This is a genomic window from Bradyrhizobium sp. HKCCYLS20291, assembly GCF_051167715.1.
Taxonomy (GTDB): domain Bacteria; phylum Pseudomonadota; class Alphaproteobacteria; order Rhizobiales; family Xanthobacteraceae; genus Bradyrhizobium.
Map to the genome: position 1 here is coordinate 600,685 of NZ_JBNPTO010000003.1, position 15,309 is coordinate 615,993.

Consider the following 15,309-nt stretch of genomic DNA (forward strand, 5'->3'; position numbering starts at 1 on the left):
AACTCACAACAATCTCAAGCGGGGCGAGGCCGCTCACCAGGCGTAGCGGATGCGCCCGGTGCCGGACCAGGTGCGCGAGCGCTCGCCCCATTCGGTCTCGGCCTTGAGCATGATGGAGAGGCCGCTGGCGAGCTGCCATTCGGCGCCTGACGATGTCAGCAGCAGGTTCTGCGACGGCCGCGTGCCGACCACGGTGAAGCCGCCGTTGGTGCCGAGCGCGGTGAAGTTGGCGGTGAGCGCCGGATTGCTGACGGTGTCATGAGCATAGGCGATGCGGCCGAACAGCGTCAGCTGGCTGCCGTTGTTCATCGCGATCTTGCGCTCGGTCTGCACGCCGAGCTCGGCACGGACCGCGGTCGCGGTACGGCCGGCATAGGTCAGCGCGAACTGATTGGAGCCGACGGTTGCGGTCTCGGCATAGAAGGGGGTGCGGAAGCTCTGCGCCTGCAGCGCGCCATAGGGCGTCCAGCTGGCGCCGAGGAACGGCACCGGCAGGCGGTGGCCGGCCTCGATGCGGCCGCCGAAGCTCTGGGCGTTGAAGCGCGCGGTGAGCTGGTCGAGGCCGGCGACGGTGACGGTGCGGGTGGTCGACATCCAGTAGTTGGCGTAGCTCGCCGCCGCGGTGATGGTGGTCGCGCCGATCTCATGCTTGCCGTAGACGCCGGCGAGCAGCACGTCGCTGCTGCCGCCGCCATTGCCGGCCGACCAGCTCATGCTGCCGCCGGCGAGCGAGAAGCCGGCCAGCGTGGTCGGCGTGATCAGATAGTCGGCGCCCAACGCGACCGCGCCGGCGCGGGCGGAGCTGTCGGGGCTCCCGGTCGCGGCATCGCCGGCCAGCTTGCTGCCGGCGCCGACGCCGGTGCTCCATACGGCCCAGCGTGGATCAGCCGGGGCAGGGCGATCGAGCGCGGCAAACGCGTCGCGCACCGGCGTGGACGGCTGCGCGCTGGCATAGCCGAGCGACCGGCCGCCGCCGCCCTGGGCGCCCGGCGGGGTGGAGATCAGCGCCAGGAACGAGTTGCCGAGCTGGAAGCCGCCGCTCTGGGCCTGCGTGCTGCTCGCGCCCGAGAGCTGGTCGAGGGCGTGGCCGACGGCGCCGCCGGGCATGTTGAGCAGCGTGTCGAAGCCGGCCGGCGGCGTCGCGCCGCTACTGACGGCGCGGTTGATGCTGCCGGCGACGCTGCTCTGGTTCCGGCTGGCGCCCTGCGGCAGCGTCAGCGTGCCCGGATCGAGCACGAGATAGGCGGTGTTCGCATCGTAAGCGAGACGCGGGCGCGTCGGGTTGAAGCTGCCCGTGGTGGTGAGCCCGGCGAACTGGGTACCGCCGAGGCCGCCGGTGGCGCTGAGGATGGTGTATGAGCGGCTGGAGAAGCTTCCCGGCAGCGCCACGGCCTGCACCGTGGCGCCGGTCAGGTTGGCGGTGCCGGTGACGTTGGTGCGGTCGGCCGCCGTCGGCGAGACCTCGACCGTGTAGAAGCTGCCGGTGCCGAACTGCAGATTGCCGTTGACGGTGACGGTGCCGATCGAGTTGCCCGGGGCGAGCGTGCCGCCGGCATTGACGATGACACTGGGCAGCTGCCCGGTGCCGCCGAGCGTGGCGCCGGTCTTGACGGTCACGCCGCTCGACGCTGCGATCGAGCCGTTGACCGCCAGCGCCCCGGCATCGACCGTGGTCGAGCCGGTGTAGCTGCTGGTGCCCGACAGAGTCAGCGTGCCCGTGCCGGTCTTGACCAGCGACCCGCCGGCGCCGGAGATCACGCCGCTGACATCCGTCGAGTTGTTGTTGCCGCCGACGGTGAGCTGGTTGCCGCCGAGGACATAGCTGCCGGCGCCGGCGATCGAGCCTGCGCTCAGTCTGCCGTCACTGGCGAGCCCGACCGAGCCCGAGAAATCCACCGTGCCGGCGTTGACGAGCGTCGCATTGCCGGCCGTGCTGTTGGTGAAGAAAAGCAGAAATCCGGCGTTGGTGATGGCCGCGTTTCCCGCTGAGCTCGAGTCGGCAAAGACGATAGCAGCGTTGTTGATGACGGTCGCGCCGATGATGGTGCTGTTGCCCAGAAAGTAGATGCCTGCGGATGAATTGTTGATGACGGTCGCGCTGCCGCCGTTGACGATGATGCCCGCGCCATTGATCGAGGGGTTGGCGAAGTCATCGAAAAATGTGAATGTGTAGGCCCCCGCGTTGACGGTGATGTCGGAGATCTGGACGAAACCGATGGCGACGTTGGTGACGGCGGACGAGCCGAAAATGGCTGAGGAAAAGTTCGGTGCCGAGCCGGTGTCCCAATTGGCGCCATTGCTGAAGTTGCCGTCGGCGGGCGCCGCGAGCCAGTTGTCAGCCCGCGAAGCGACCGGCGTTGCGATCAGCAGGGCAGTGGCCAGCGCCGTGGAGGCGAGCAGGGCGGCGCGGGTCGGCAAGGCAGGCATTCCAGTCTCCGGACGTGAAAGAGGCGCGCCGTGCCGGATGAGCGGCACGGCACGGAACCCGATCACGGTACCGGTGGGGGAAAGCGGCCGTCAGCGTAGCCAAATGGCTACGGGGGCGAAGTTTGTGCCCGACTGTTGTCAGCGTGCAATGAACCGCGCCATCAGCTCGGCGCGGCTGGAGACGCCGAGCGCGCGGTAGATCTGCTCGATGTATTTGTGGGCGGTGCGGGGGCTGATGGTCAGGGCGGCGGCGATCTGCTTCTCGCTGCGGCCGGCAGCCAGCAGTTCGAGCACCGCGCGGTGCCGCGGCGCGAGCTGCGCCACCGTGACGGGGGCGGCGAGCTTTCCTCTGGCGAGGCTCACGAGCGGATCCGGCCGCTGCGCCAGCCAGGCGGTATGCTGCGCGAGCAGCAGCAGGATCTCGCGCTCGCGCGCGGTGAAGCCGGTGTCGCCCCAGTTGCGCATGCCGACGACGCAGAGCTCGGCGCCGCCGCCGATCGGCACGATCGCGGAGACGAGGTCGTCGGCGTCGAAGCTGCGGGAGTACTCCATCACGTGGGGGCTGTTGTACCAGATGTGGTCGTGGACGATGTCCCGGCGCAGGAAGCAGCGTGCGATGCCGGGCGTTGCGAAGGCCGGCTCCCAGGTCGGATGCTCGCCATAGGCGCGCGTCTCGAGATAGCTCCGTTCCCACCTCTGCAGCGTCTCCGGGGCGAGGCCGTGGACCCGCGAGCGCGTCACGTCGGCGACACCGTCGTCGGATTGTGCAGCGCTGGCGTCGGATCCTCCGATCACGCTCCACCACACCGGCCCGCAGCCGATCAGGGCGGCCAATCCGCTCATGAAATGGCTGCATGCCGCGTCCGATGAGGCGCTGAGTTCTCCGATCTCGCCAACCAGCGTCAGCATGGCGCGCCAATCGTCCGAGGTGGGGTTCGAAGACGTCATGTGGACTTGTCTTTCCGTCTCCGTTTCGGTCCGGCGCGGCGCCCGTGCAGACGCCGTGCGCCGCCGTCCGCGCCGACCGCGGTCCGGACCGCATCATCGCGGTCCAACGCGTCGGAGTGATCAGCCGCGGGTCAGACGCGAGCGTTCGTGGTAAAATTGTGGTGCATGAGAGCACACGGTTCCATTTGCGAACACTAACCAATGGCGATAATAGTACCGATCAGCAATCTAGGATTGTAAATTTCTGCATTGCATCTGCGGCGGCACGTCGCAGTCAGGCGGCTTCGGCCTCACCGGCAGCAGTGCCGGCGCGGATGGGTCGACCGCGCGCTCCGGAGCGGGTCCGGGCCAACGCCATGCCCGAGGTGATCACACGATACAGGCCGGCGGCAGGGGAGCGCGGCGCGGATGTCGCCCATGATTGCGGGACCAAAAAAGCAAAGGACGCGGCAGGCATGGCCCGCCGCGTCCTGAGGGTTGGATGGCTGCTCCAGCGCGCGAACTACTCGAGCTCGATCGACTGGAACTTGCCGCGCTCGTCCATCGCCGTGCCCCAGATCTTGTGCGAGGCCTGGTGCTCGGCGCGGCCGAAGCCGAGCTTGGCGCCAAGGCCGAGGTCGACGGTCTGCATGTTTTCCAGCGTGTCGATCAGCGCCTCGGTGTCGAGCTGCGTGCCGACCCGGCGCAGCGCCTGGATCAGGACGTTGGCCGCGACGTAGCCTTCGAACGAGACGTAGGACGGCGATTCGCCGGGGAAGTGCTTCTCCAGCGCGGTCTTGTACTCGAGCACTGCGCTCGAATAGCCGCCGACGGCCGGCACCACCTGGGTGACGATCACGCCATTGGCATAGCGCGGTCCGAGCAGCATCAGCTCGTCGGACAGCTCGGTCGAACCCACGAACGACACGTTGGTGTAGATCATGTTCGGGTACAGATCGCGCGTCTTCTCGATGAACTTCGCGGCCGCCCGGTAGGTCGCCACCATGACGATGGCCTTGGGCGGGTTCTTCATGGCGCGCAGCTGGTTCACCGCCTCGTCGACGTCGACCGTGTTGCGCTTGTAGTTGAAGCGCACGATCGAGGTGTCGGCGAGGCCGAGCGAGCGGAACGCCTTGGACACACCGGCGAAGCCGGCATCGCCATAGGCATCCTGCTGCGCGAACACGGCGATGTCGCGCGCCGGCAGGCGGCGCAGCTTCACCAGATAGCGCACGACGGTGTCGGTCTCTTCTGCGTAGCTGGCGCGGTAGTTGAACACGTAGCGATCCGGCGGATCGTTGCGCAGGATGTTGGCGCCGGTGAACGCCCCGTAGAACAGCACCCGGCGCTGCAGCGCGTACGGCATGGCGACGGCCGACGTCGGCGTGCCGACGTTGCCGATGAAGCCGAACACCTTGTCCTTCTCGTAGAGCTGCTTCATCGCGTCCAGCGTCCGCGAGGGCTCGTAGCCGTCGTCGGCCGAGAACAGCCGCAGCGAGCGTCCACCGATCCCGCCACCGTCATTGGCGCGATTGAAGGCGGCCTCGATGCCCATCTTCATCTGCCGGCCGAGCTCCTTGGCGGCGCCCGAGAACGGAGCGGCGATGCCGAAGCGGATCTCGTTGGCAGTGACGCCCTGCACGTTGCTGGCCGTGGGCGGTGGCAGCGTCGCAGTGGGTGCCGTCGCGGCGACCGCCGCGGACGGGGCGATCACCCCGGCGAGGCTGGAGGCCGTCTGGCTCGGTGCGCTCTGCCCGAGCGAACGCTCCAACTCGGCCAGCTGACGCCCCGCGGCGTTGCAGTCCGTCTGGGCCGCCCCGACGCGGTTGCGTCCGTCGGCAACGTAGCCGTTGAACACGCGCGTCAGTTCATCGCGATCCGAGCCGCCTGTGGATGCCTCTCGGATCACCTCGCGAAACTTGTCGACAATGGCCTGTACGCGGCCCTGGTCGATCGCCTGACAGGCGGATGCTGCTCCCACGATCGGCCCGACCCGGCTCGCAAGATTACGCACCACATCCGCATTGGTGCCCGCCGCGCTGGCGGGCGTTGCGAGCAATGCCGCAACCAAGAACACGCTAGAACGAAAGCTCATTGCCACTATCCCACTATGGACCCCATCCAGGTCTTTCGCCTGGTGATTTCGACGCTTTGTCTGCGACGGAGAAGTACTATGACCGCCACCATGCACAGACTAGCCTTTCCTAATACCATGACCATTTAGGTAACCCGGCACGGCTATCTCGGATCATGCTTTAGAACCTGCTAATGGGTCGCCATCAACCAGTTATTCTCCTTGCCGCTAACTCTATTCAATTTCGATTGGCTGGTACGTGCCGGTTTCGTCGAGAGCAGTGCCCCAGATCTTGTGCGAGGCCTGGTGCTCTGCGCGTCCAAACGCGAGTGCCGCGCCGAGGCCGAGATCAAGGTTGGGCATCGATTCGAGCGTGTCGACCAAACGTTCGGTGTCGAGCGGATTGGTCTGCTTCAGCGCCTGGATCAGAATCGTCGCCGCGATATAGCCTTCGAGGGACGTGTAGTCCGGCGCTTCGCCGGGCGAGAACTTCGCCAGTGCAGTCTTGTAGTCGAGCACGAGGCTCGAATAGCCCGCCACGGACGGCACGCCCTGCGTCACGATGACGCCATTGGTGAAACGCGGGCCGAGCAGCTTGAGCTCGGTTGCAAGCGACGTCGATCCCACCGCTGATACGTTGGCGTAGATCAGGCCCTGCATCGAATCGCGGGTCTTCTCGATGAACTTCGCGGCGGCCCGGTCGGTCGACACCATGATCACCGCCTTGATCTGCGGTTTATGGGCCTTGATCTGGTTCACGGCTTCGTCGACGTCCACCGTCGCGCGCGGATAGGTGAAGCGCGGCACCGGATCGGCGATGTTGAGCTGCCGATACGCCTTTGCGACACCGGCGAAGCCGTCGTCGCCGAACGCGTCCTGCTGCTGAAAGACGGCGATCTGGCGCGGCGGGATCCGCTTCATCTTGACCAGATACCGGACCAGCGCATTGGTCTCTTCGGCGTAGCTCGCCCGATAGTTGAACACGTAGCGATCCGGCGGATCACGCCGCACCACTGCCGCACCGGTGTTCGGAGCGAAGTACAGCGTCCGCCGCTCCAGCGCGTAGGGAATCGCGACCTGTGAGTTGGCGGTGCCGACATTGCCGATGAAGCCGAACACCTGCTCCTTCTCGTAGAGCTGCGTCATGGCCGCGAGCGTCCGGTTCGGGTCGTAGCCGTCGTCGGCGGCGATCAGGCGGAGCTGGCGACCGCCGATGCCGCCGGCCTCGTTGGCGCGCGCAAAGGCGGTCTCGATGCCGAGCCTCATCTGGCGTCCGGTCTCCTTGCGGATTCCGGTGAACGGCATGACGATACCGAAACGGATCTCGCGATCGGTGATGCCGCGCACGGGAGCGGAGGTCACCGCGCCGGTCGTGCCTACGGGCGGGCTGGATGGCGCGGCGCCTGCCGGCTGGCCGAGCGAGCGCTCCAGGTCGGTCAGTTGCCGCTCGACATTGGCGCAGGCGGCCTGCGATGCGCCGCCACGGCTGCGGCCTTCGGCGATGTAGCCATTGAAGCCGCGCATCAGCTGATCGCGCTCACCGTCGTTGTTCGACGCCTGGCGAATGGCCTCGCGAAACTTCTCGACGATGTTCTGGACGCGTCCCTGGGTGATGTCCGGGCACGTCGACGCCTGCCCCACGATCGGTCCCACGCGCCCGGCGAGATCCCGGACGACATCGGGGGCCGCCGCGAGGGCGGAGCTGAGGGGAGCCGCGAACAGGCTCCCGATGATCAATGCGGACCAATGGACGGTCATCGGCTCTCTATCACTCGCTCTACGAGATGCTGCAAATCCTCATCGTCCTGCTATTCGCGGTACTTCAAATTAATGTCGGGTTTCTCTTTCGTGTTTTTGTCGCTGCAGGCAGTGTTGATACCGTTTTCAGCGGTATCCTAGTCAAGCTCCACCGGTTGATAGGTGCCGGTCTCGTTCAGGGCCGTGCCCCAGATCTTGTGCGAAGCCTGGTGCTCGGCGCGGCCGAAGCCGAGCTGGGTCCCAAGTCCCAGGTCGAGATTGCGCATGGTCTCCAGCGTGTCGACGAGCCGCTCGGTATCGAGGCTCGGGCCGGCGCGCTTCAGCCCTTCGATCAGGATGCTCGCCGAGATGTATCCTTCGAGCGAGGTGTAGTCGGCGGCTTCGCCGGGAAAGTAGTTCGCGAGCGCGTTCTTGTAATCCAGCACCAGGCTGGAATAGCCGGCGACACTCGGCACGGTCTGCGAGACGATCACGCCATCAGTGAAGCGCGGCCCGAGCAGCATCAGCTCGCTCGCGAGCGCCGATCCGGCCACGGCGGAAATGTTGGCGAAGACCGCGCCCGGAAACACGTCGTGGGCCTTCTCGATGAATTTGGCGGCGGCGCGCGTCGTCGCCAGCACGACCACGGCGCGAACCGGCGTCCGCAACAGCTTCAGCTGACTGATGGCATCGTCGACGTCGATCGTGTTGCGCGGATAGTTCACCCGCACGATCGCATTGTCGCTGACGCCGAGCGAGCGGAACGCCTTGGCCACGCCGGCGAAGCCTGCGTCGCCGAAGGCGTCGTTCTGCGCGAATACCACGATCTGCCGTGGATTCAGCTTGCGGATCTTGACGAGGTAGCGGACCAACGCGTCGGTTTCCTCGGCGTAGCTCGGCCGATAGTTGAAGACGTAGCGGTCGGGCGGATCGTGGCGCACCACGTTGGCGCCGGTATAGGGCGCGAACAACAGCACACGCCGCTCGAGCGCGTAGGGAATGCCGACCGCCGCGGTGGCCGATCCGAAATTGCCGACGAAGCCGAACACCTGCTCCTTCTCGTAGAGCAGCTTCATCGCGTCGAGCGTGCGCGCGGGATCGTAGCCGTCATCGGCCGTGACGAGCTTGAGCACGCGGCCGTTGATTCCGCCCGCCGCGTTGACGCGGCTGAACGCGGCTTCGATGCCGATCCTCAGCTGCCGTCCGCTCTCTCTCACCGGCCCGGTGGTCGGAATCACCATGCCGAACTTGATGTCGTTCTGGGTCACGCCGCGCACGTTGGAGACTGGCGGCAACACTTGTGCTGATGGCGTCGCGGCCTGTGCGGCCGCCGGTCCGATGCTCACCGCCGGCAAGCTGGATCTGGCCTGCGCCGGTGCCGCAATCGAGCGCTCGAGGTCGGCCAGCTGGCGATCGGCGCCGCTACAGTCCAGCCGGCGGCCGGTCACGAGGCTGCGGCCCTCGGCCACGTATTGGTCGAGCAGGCGTGTCAATTCGTCGCGATCGGCCTCATCAGCCGCGGCCTCGCGGATGACGACCTGAAACTTCTCGATGATGGCCTGGATGCGCGGACGCGCGATCTCACGGCAGGCGAGCGCCGATCCGATGATCGGACCAACGCGGCTGCCGAGCTGGCGCACCGTGGCCATGGTCTCGCCGGGCGCGGCCGTGGCTCCGCTCGCCATCAGTGTCGCGAGCAGGGGCAATGCCATGCGGGCGTGAGCCAGCGTTCGGCGTGCTGCCGCTTTCTGCGGTAGGACGTCGGTCATGATCGCCTTGTGACGTGTTTGATGCCGGATCAGGGCAGAAGGTTAGCGAACCCGCTCCTGACCCGACTTCTGGTTCCACTGCATGAATTGCTGCAGCATGGGTTTTTCGGGAGTTTCGGCCTCAGCCGTGGGCGCCGGAGCATCCGCGGCGAGCAACGATTGGAACTGCGACAGTGCCGGGGCCTGCGCCTGAGTCTCGGCGCGCTCCGGCAGCGAGCTGGTCTGGTCCGCCCTCGCGTCCTGGGCATCGGCGGCGACGGCCGGCAGCGTCTTCATCGACTGCACGGCGGCGACGAACGACTGGCTCGCGTCGGGCTGGCGCCACACCGGAACGATGTTGAGGAAGAACAGCGCGACGACGGCGGCGACGCCGGTGGCCGCAGCGAAGCGGCCGGCGAACTTGAACACGACCGAGCGGCGGTCGCGCTCGAGATCCGGCGGATCGCGCATGACTTGCGGGTTCAGCGACTGGCGAAGGGATTCGAACACGGCGGTCTCCAAGCGAGCATCGAGCGGTCCCTGCTGTCCCGAAGCGGGACGCTCGGTCGCCTCCGCTGCCTTGTCGTTAACGAGAGATAGCCGGGTCGCTTCCGGGCGCTCCCGCAACCACCGCGGTGCGTAGTGCAGCGGGTCTTGCGGGTTCATCGGATTCTGTTCACTCAACGAACTCATACGCTACTCCTCTGACGCTCGATTCCGGTAAACTGATACGCTTCTGCCACGTCGTAGAGAGTTAGTTCCAACGTAGAGCGGGAGCGTCGTTGCCACTTCAGTACACACGAAATCCTATGCAGAATCAGACGGTTTGCGCCGATCGTCGATCGCACGCCAAAGGTCCTTTCCTGCAAGGCGCCTTGGCACGTTGATCGTACCTTTGACGCCTCTGTCGATCCCATGCCCCGCCCCCTGACGAGTGTCAATTGTTCGGACCCCGAACTACGCCCTGGCCCAAAATTATATGTACGTTAAAGTTATCATCATGATGTGATCGAAATGAGGCGTGCCGAGTCTTGACGTAGATGCTCAAAATTTGCGTCCCATTCGCGCCAAGGTTGCGCCATGATTCGACCATGATCGAACTGTGTCGGGCGGGCCGCTGTCGATTTTCGAGCGGCTTAGCGTCGATTTAACCATCCGTTAACCATCTGGCGCCGACAGTTAACCAATCACTAAGAAGGTTGGGTCGGATGGTCATGAGTGCGAGCGCTGAAACGGTACGTCCCCTCATTCGTCTGCGCGGGCGCTCCTACGTCGCCTTCGTGTTCACGCCGGCGGTACCGATTGCCGACTGGCTCGGCGAGCTCGATGCGACGCTGAAGGGCTCGCCCGGCTTCTTCGTCGGCAAGCCGATCGTGCTCGATCTCTCGGCGGTGGATCTGAGCCCGCTCGCGATCACCCACCTCATCAAAAGCATCGAATCGCGCAACATCCGCGTGCTCGGCCTCGAAGGCGTCGAGCAGGCGCGGTTGTCGGTCGGCATGCCGCCGCTGCTGTCCGGCGGCCGTCACTGCGCCGTGCAGGAGATCGAGCCGGAGAAGCCGCAGCTGCAGCCGCCGACCTCGCTGCTGCTCGATCAGCCAGTGCGCTCGGGCCAGTCGATCGTATTTCCCGACGGCGACGTCACCGTGCTCGGCGCGGTGTCGTCCGGCGCGGAGATCGTCGCCGGCGGCTCGATCCATGTCTATGGCGCGCTGCGCGGGCGCGCGATGGCCGGCATCAACGGCAATGCCGCGGCGCGCATCTACTGCCAGAAGATCGAGGCCGAGCTGGTCGCGATCGACGGCTACTACCAGACCGCCGAGCAGATCGACGCCGGCCTGCGCGGCAGGGCCGCGCAAGCGCGGCTCGAAGGCCATTCCATGAAGATCGTTGCATTGAACTGAGTAGCAGGAGGATTCCCAAGATGACCAAGGTACTTGTTGTGACGTCGGGCAAGGGTGGCGTCGGCAAGACCACCACGACGGCGGCGATGGGCGCGGCGCTGGCGCAGGCCGGCGAGAAGGTGGTGGTGGTCGATTTCGACGTCGGCCTGCGCAATCTCGATCTGGTCCTCGGCGCCGAGCGCCGCGTCGTGTTCGATCTCATCAACGTCGTGCACGGCGTCGCCAAGCTGCCGCAGGCCCTGATCCGCGACAAGCGGCTGGAGAACCTCTGGCTGCTGCCGGCGTCGCAGACCAAGGACAAGGACGCGCTGACGGAGGAGGGCGTCGGCCGTGTCATCGCCGAATTGCGCAAGACCTTCGACTGGGTGATCTGCGACAGCCCCGCCGGCATCGAGCGCGGCGCGATGCTCGCGATGCGCTATGCCGACGAGGCGATCATCGTCACCAATCCGGAAGTGTCGTCGGTGCGCGATTCCGACCGCATCATCGGCATGCTCGATTCCAAGACGGTGCGTGCCGAGAACGGCGAGCGCGTCGAGAAGCACATCCTCATCACCCGCTACGATGCCGGCCGCGCCGCGCGCGGCGAGATGCTGTCGATCGACGACGTGCTGGAAATCCTGGCGACGCCGCTGCTCGGCATCGTGCCGGAGAGCCAGGACGTGCTGCGCGCGTCCAATGTCGGCTGCCCGGTCACGCTCAACAGCCCGGCCAGCGCGCCGGCGCGCGCCTATCACGACGCCATGCGGCGCCTGCTCGGCGAAGAGGTCGAGATGCAGATCCCGAGCGAGCGCAAGGGGCTGATGAACCTGCTGCTCGGACGGAGGGCTGCATGAGCGTGCTGCGGCTCTTCACGGGGCGTACAGCCTCGGCGCCAGTCGCGCGGGAGCGGCTGCAGATCCTGCTCGCGCATGAGCGCAGCCTGCGCGGCCAGCCTGATCTGCTGATGCAGCTGCGCGAGGAAATCCTCAGCGTGGTGTCGCGTCATGTGCTACTCGATCCGGACAAGGTCATCGTCCGCATGGACCGGGGGAAACATGTCTCGACGCTCGAGGTCGACATTGAACTGCCCAACGGCGCCGACCGCGCCTTTGCCAGCGCGGGCTGAGGCGTGGCGAGGCCTGCGCTGATGCGGCCGATCTTCCGCGTCACGGACAATCAGGTCGTCGTCAGCCCCGATGCCGCGGGTCCCTGGGATCCGACCATGCAGCACGGCTCGGCGCCGTCGGCGCTGGTGGTGTGGGCGGCCGAGCGCATCGCGACCAAATCGCCGATGCGCATCGCCCGCGTCAGCATCGATCTGATGCGGCCGGTGCCGCTCGCCGAGCTCGGAATCGAAACCGAGGTGCTGCGCGAGGGCCGCAAGATTCAGCTCTCGACGGTGCGCCTGCGCGCCGGCGACACCGTGGTGGTGACCGCGACCGTGCTGAAGATCAGGCAGGACGCCGTGCCGCTGCCGGATGACGTCCGTGAGCTGCCGGTCGACCTCGCCGGCCCCGACGAGGCGCAGCCGGAGCCCGCCGATTTCTCCACCAGCCCGTTCGTGCGCGGCATGACCCTGCGCGCCGCGCGTGGCCGATTCGGCGTCCGCGGGCCCGGCGCGATCTGGTATCGCGTCGACTGGCCGCTGGTCGAGGGCCACGCGGTCTCGCAGGCGATGCGCGCGGTGGTCGCCAGTGACTTCTGCAACGGCACCTCGGCCGCGCTCGACTTCCACAGCTACACGTTCCTCAATGCCGACCTCACCGTCAGCATGGCCCGCGAGCCGGTCGGCGAGTGGATCCTGCTCGACGCCGAGAGCTGGATCGGCCCCGATGGCGCAGGGCTCGCCATGGCGCGGCTGGGCGACGAAAAGGGCTATTTCGGCCGCGTGGTACAGAGCCTGGTGATCGAGAAGCGGTGAGCGATGAGGACTAATTAGTCGCGGTCATGACTGGAGCGACCAGTCGTCGTTTGCAATCCGCGTGAGAGACAAATCTGCCGCGACAGGACGCGCTGCGCTCCCTCTCCCCGTTCTTCACGGGGAGAGGGCTGGGGTGAGGGGCAGCCACACCCAGTGACGCATACTATCAAGCTCATCCCCGCTGATCAGCTTGCAGATGTCGATTGATCGAGCGGGATTCACGTCTCACAATTCGCACTGCCCGTGCGGCGGCCCCTCACCCCGACCCTCTCCCCGTGAAGAACGGGGAGAGGGAGTGCACCGTCGCTGCCGACGATGCCTCTCCCGATCATTCTCGTCCGAAATTCTCCCTCACTTCGCGCGCTACGCCGCGCGCACCGTGTTCAGGAACCGTCCGACCTCGAGTTTCAGCCGGTTGCTGTCCTGCGACAGTGACTGCGCCGCAGACAGCACCTGGGAGGAGGCCGAGCCGGTCTCGCTGGCGCCGCGCTGCACGTCGGTGATGTTGGACGACACCTCGTGGGTGCCCTGCGCCGCCTGCTGGATGTTGCGCGAGATCTCCTGGGTCGCGGCGCCCTGTTCTTCGACGGCCGCGGCGATGGTCGACGAGATCTCCGACAGTTTTTCGATGGTGCCGCTGATCTCCTTGATGGCGCCGACCGACTCCTGGGTCGCGCTCTGGATGCCGGAGATCTGCTGTCCGATCTCGCCGGTGGCCTTCGCGGTCTGCTCGGCGAGCGCCTTCACCTCGGTGGCAACCACCGCGAAGCCGCGGCCGGCCTCGCCGGCCCGCGCCGCCTCGATCGTTGCGTTCAGCGCCAGCAGGTTGGTCTGGCCGGCGATGGTGTTGATCAGCTCGACGACGTCGCCGATCCGCGCTGCGGCCCGCGACAACTCGCTGACGCGGTCGTTGGTCTTGCGCGCCTGGTCAACGGCCTCATTGGCCATCCGCGCCGATTCCTGCACCTGCCGGCTGATCTCGTTGACCGACGAGCTCAGTTCCTCGGTCGCCGATGCAACCGACTGCACGTTGGCGGTGGCCTGCTCGGAGGCGGCAGCCACGGTCGTGGTGCGCTTCTGGGTGCGTTCGGCGGTCGACGTGAGCGTGCTGGCGGAAGCCTCGAGCTCGGTGGATGCCGAGGAGACCGTGTCGATGATCTGCCCGACCGCGCCCTCGAAGCTGTCGGCGAGCTCGTGCATGTCGCGCTTGCGGCGCTCGGCCGCGAGCTTCTCCGATTCTGCCTGCTCGGTGCGCAGCCGTTCGGTCTCGATGGCGTTGTCCTTGAACACCAGCACGGCGCCGGCCATCTTGCCGATCTCGTCCTTGCGCTCGACGCCGGGAATGTGAACGGACATGTCGCCGCCGGCGAGCTTGCGCATGGCCTCGGTCATGACAGCGATCGGGCGCGACACGCCGGCCACGATCAGATAGCCCATCGCGATACAGAGCAGGGCGGCCAGCGCGATGGTGGCCAGGATCCACATCCGCGAGGACAGGTAGATGGCGGCGCCCTTGTCGGCTTCCTTCTTACCCTGTTCGACATTCCACGCCAGATCCTGCTCCAGCGCCTTGCGCGCGGTGCCAAAGACCTTGCTCATGTTGCTCAGATAGAGCGAGGTCGCAGCGTCCGTCTGGTCCTTGCGCGCAAGCTCGAGCAACCGCTTGCTCTCGTCGAGGTAGGCGGTCCACGGTGTCTTGAATGCCGCCACGAGCGCCTTCTCCTCCGCCGTCGTCACCGTCGGCTCATAGAGCTGCCAGGTCTTGTCGAACAGCGCGAGGCTCTCGTCCATCTGGCGCTCCAGCTGAGTCTTGTCCTGAGCCGATGCCAGCAGGAACTGGCCCTGCCGGGCACGATATTGTTCGGTGGCCTTGGAGATGGTGCCGAGCCAGCCGGTCGCGGGCAGCCAGTTGTCGCGGACCTCGGCGGCTGACCCATTCACGTTGCCGAGACGATCGATCGAGAAGCCACCGAGCCCCATGGCCGTGATCAGAACGATGCCGAACGCCAGCAGCACCTTGTTGCGAATGGACAGATTGGAAAAGGACGGCATTTTCGACTCCGACTTCACGAATTCCGAGAGATTGAATGGGCCCAGGATCGCGCACGGTCATCGTGCGCGTGAGATGCTCGCCATTGAGGCATCATGATGTGGGCGTGCGATCGATTAAGCGGGCGACTGATAAATTTTGCTCTAATATTAGGCAGTACACACGAGCCGTAAGATTACGGGATGCGTGGGAAGACAAAGGTGGATTGAGTCGCGGTCGAGAAGCGCGAGGGACGAGAACTAATTAGTCCCGATCATCGAATACCTGCTTGAAAGGCGACAGCTGTCGCGACACGAGCGGTGCGCTCCCTCTCCCTGTTCTTACGGGGAGAGGGCTGGGGTGAGGGGCTGCCACACCCAGTGACGCGTGTCACCTGTCTCATCCCAATGTATCGGGACCGCATTGAAGATGTAGCTCGTGTGAGAGAGCAGGGCTTGTGAGGCGGACCACCCGTGCGGCTGCCCCTCACCCCGACCCTCTCCCCGTGAAGAACGGGGAGAGGGAGTGCACCGCCGCTGCCGACGCTGCTCTCCCGACTA

11 protein-coding genes are annotated in these 15,309 nt (G+C 66.2%); 4 read left to right on the forward strand and 7 right to left on the reverse strand.

The window, feature by feature from the left end:
* Nucleotides 1-33: 33 nt before the first annotated feature.
* From ACQR07_RS10620 to ACQR07_RS10645, 6 genes are all read right to left on the reverse strand, one after another.
* The gene (locus ACQR07_RS10620; protein WP_434902218.1) at nucleotides 34-2,427 is read right to left on the reverse strand and encodes an autotransporter outer membrane beta-barrel domain-containing protein; all 2,394 of its coding nucleotides are present in this window, start codon (nucleotides 2,425-2,427) and stop codon (nucleotides 34-36) included.
* Nucleotides 2,428-2,565: 138 nt separating this feature from the next.
* Nucleotides 2,566-3,375, reverse strand: coding sequence for a response regulator transcription factor (locus ACQR07_RS10625; RefSeq protein WP_434902219.1), 810 nt, complete (start codon nucleotides 3,373-3,375; stop codon nucleotides 2,566-2,568).
* 502 nt (nucleotides 3,376-3,877) lie between these two features.
* A complete protein-coding gene (locus ACQR07_RS10630; protein WP_434902220.1) occupies nucleotides 3,878-5,449 on the reverse strand; it encodes an ABC transporter substrate-binding protein in 1,572 nt (523 codons plus the stop codon).
* A 213-nt stretch (nucleotides 5,450-5,662) separates the two neighbouring features.
* Complete coding sequence (locus ACQR07_RS10635) at nucleotides 5,663-7,186, reverse strand: ABC transporter substrate-binding protein (RefSeq protein WP_434902221.1); 1,524 nt, start codon at nucleotides 7,184-7,186, stop codon at nucleotides 5,663-5,665.
* Nucleotides 7,187-7,323: 137 nt separating this feature from the next.
* Nucleotides 7,324-8,934 (reverse strand): ABC transporter substrate-binding protein, encoded by a 1,611-nt coding sequence (locus tag ACQR07_RS10640; protein WP_434902222.1) that lies wholly within the window; start codon nucleotides 8,932-8,934, stop codon nucleotides 7,324-7,326.
* Nucleotides 8,935-8,976: 42 nt separating this feature from the next.
* Entirely contained in the window at nucleotides 8,977-9,606 is a 630-nt protein-coding gene (locus ACQR07_RS10645) for a hypothetical protein (RefSeq protein ID WP_434902223.1), read from the reverse strand.
* Nucleotides 9,607-10,121: 515 nt separating this feature from the next.
* Between ACQR07_RS10645 and minC the strand changes: the two genes are divergently transcribed.
* From minC to ACQR07_RS10665, 4 genes are read left to right on the forward strand one after another with little or no spacing between them, the layout of a single operon-like run.
* Nucleotides 10,122-10,817 (forward strand): septum site-determining protein MinC, encoded by a 696-nt coding sequence (gene minC, locus ACQR07_RS10650; RefSeq protein ID WP_434902224.1) that lies wholly within the window; start codon nucleotides 10,122-10,124, stop codon nucleotides 10,815-10,817.
* A 20-nt stretch (nucleotides 10,818-10,837) separates the two neighbouring features.
* A complete protein-coding gene (gene minD / locus ACQR07_RS10655; protein WP_434902225.1) occupies nucleotides 10,838-11,653 on the forward strand; it encodes a septum site-determining protein MinD in 816 nt (271 codons plus the stop codon).
* Nucleotides 11,650-11,925: a cell division topological specificity factor MinE gene (gene minE / locus ACQR07_RS10660; RefSeq protein ID WP_434870488.1), complete on the forward strand. Its 276-nt coding sequence runs from the start codon at nucleotides 11,650-11,652 to the stop codon at nucleotides 11,923-11,925. The genes minD and minE overlap by 4 nt, the downstream gene beginning before the upstream one ends.
* A 21-nt stretch (nucleotides 11,926-11,946) precedes the next feature.
* Nucleotides 11,947-12,720, forward strand: a complete 774-nt coding sequence (locus ACQR07_RS10665; RefSeq protein WP_434902302.1) for a thioesterase family protein — start codon at nucleotides 11,947-11,949, stop codon at nucleotides 12,718-12,720.
* A 363-nt stretch (nucleotides 12,721-13,083) separates the two neighbouring features.
* Here the strand turns inward: ACQR07_RS10665 and ACQR07_RS10670 are convergent, their stop codons facing one another.
* Nucleotides 13,084-14,772, reverse strand: a complete 1,689-nt coding sequence (locus ACQR07_RS10670) for a methyl-accepting chemotaxis protein (RefSeq protein WP_434902226.1) — start codon at nucleotides 14,770-14,772, stop codon at nucleotides 13,084-13,086.
* Between the last annotated feature and the right edge of the window lie 537 nt (nucleotides 14,773-15,309).

Bases quoted from the DNA above. Each gene is read 5' to 3' on its own strand.
- ACQR07_RS10620 (WP_434902218.1), bottom strand. From the start codon at position 2,427: ATGCCTGCCTTGCCGACCCGCGCCGCCCTGCTCGCCTCCACGGCGCTG.
- ACQR07_RS10625 (WP_434902219.1), bottom strand. From the start codon at position 3,375: ATGACGTCTTCGAACCCCACCTCGGACGATTGGCGCGCCATGCTGACG.
- ACQR07_RS10630 (WP_434902220.1), bottom strand. From the start codon at position 5,449: ATGAGCTTTCGTTCTAGCGTGTTCTTGGTTGCGGCATTGCTCGCAACG.
- ACQR07_RS10635 (WP_434902221.1), bottom strand. From the start codon at position 7,186: ATGACCGTCCATTGGTCCGCATTGATCATCGGGAGCCTGTTCGCGGCT.
- ACQR07_RS10640 (WP_434902222.1), bottom strand. From the start codon at position 8,934: ATGACCGACGTCCTACCGCAGAAAGCGGCAGCACGCCGAACGCTGGCT.
- ACQR07_RS10645 (WP_434902223.1), bottom strand. From the start codon at position 9,606: ATGAGTTCGTTGAGTGAACAGAATCCGATGAACCCGCAAGACCCGCTG.
- minC (WP_434902224.1), top strand. From the start codon at position 10,122: ATGGTCATGAGTGCGAGCGCTGAAACGGTACGTCCCCTCATTCGTCTG.
- minD (WP_434902225.1), top strand. From the start codon at position 10,838: ATGACCAAGGTACTTGTTGTGACGTCGGGCAAGGGTGGCGTCGGCAAG.
- minE (WP_434870488.1), top strand. From the start codon at position 11,650: ATGAGCGTGCTGCGGCTCTTCACGGGGCGTACAGCCTCGGCGCCAGTC.
- ACQR07_RS10665 (WP_434902302.1), top strand. From the start codon at position 11,947: ATGCGGCCGATCTTCCGCGTCACGGACAATCAGGTCGTCGTCAGCCCC.
- ACQR07_RS10670 (WP_434902226.1), bottom strand. From the start codon at position 14,772: ATGCCGTCCTTTTCCAATCTGTCCATTCGCAACAAGGTGCTGCTGGCG.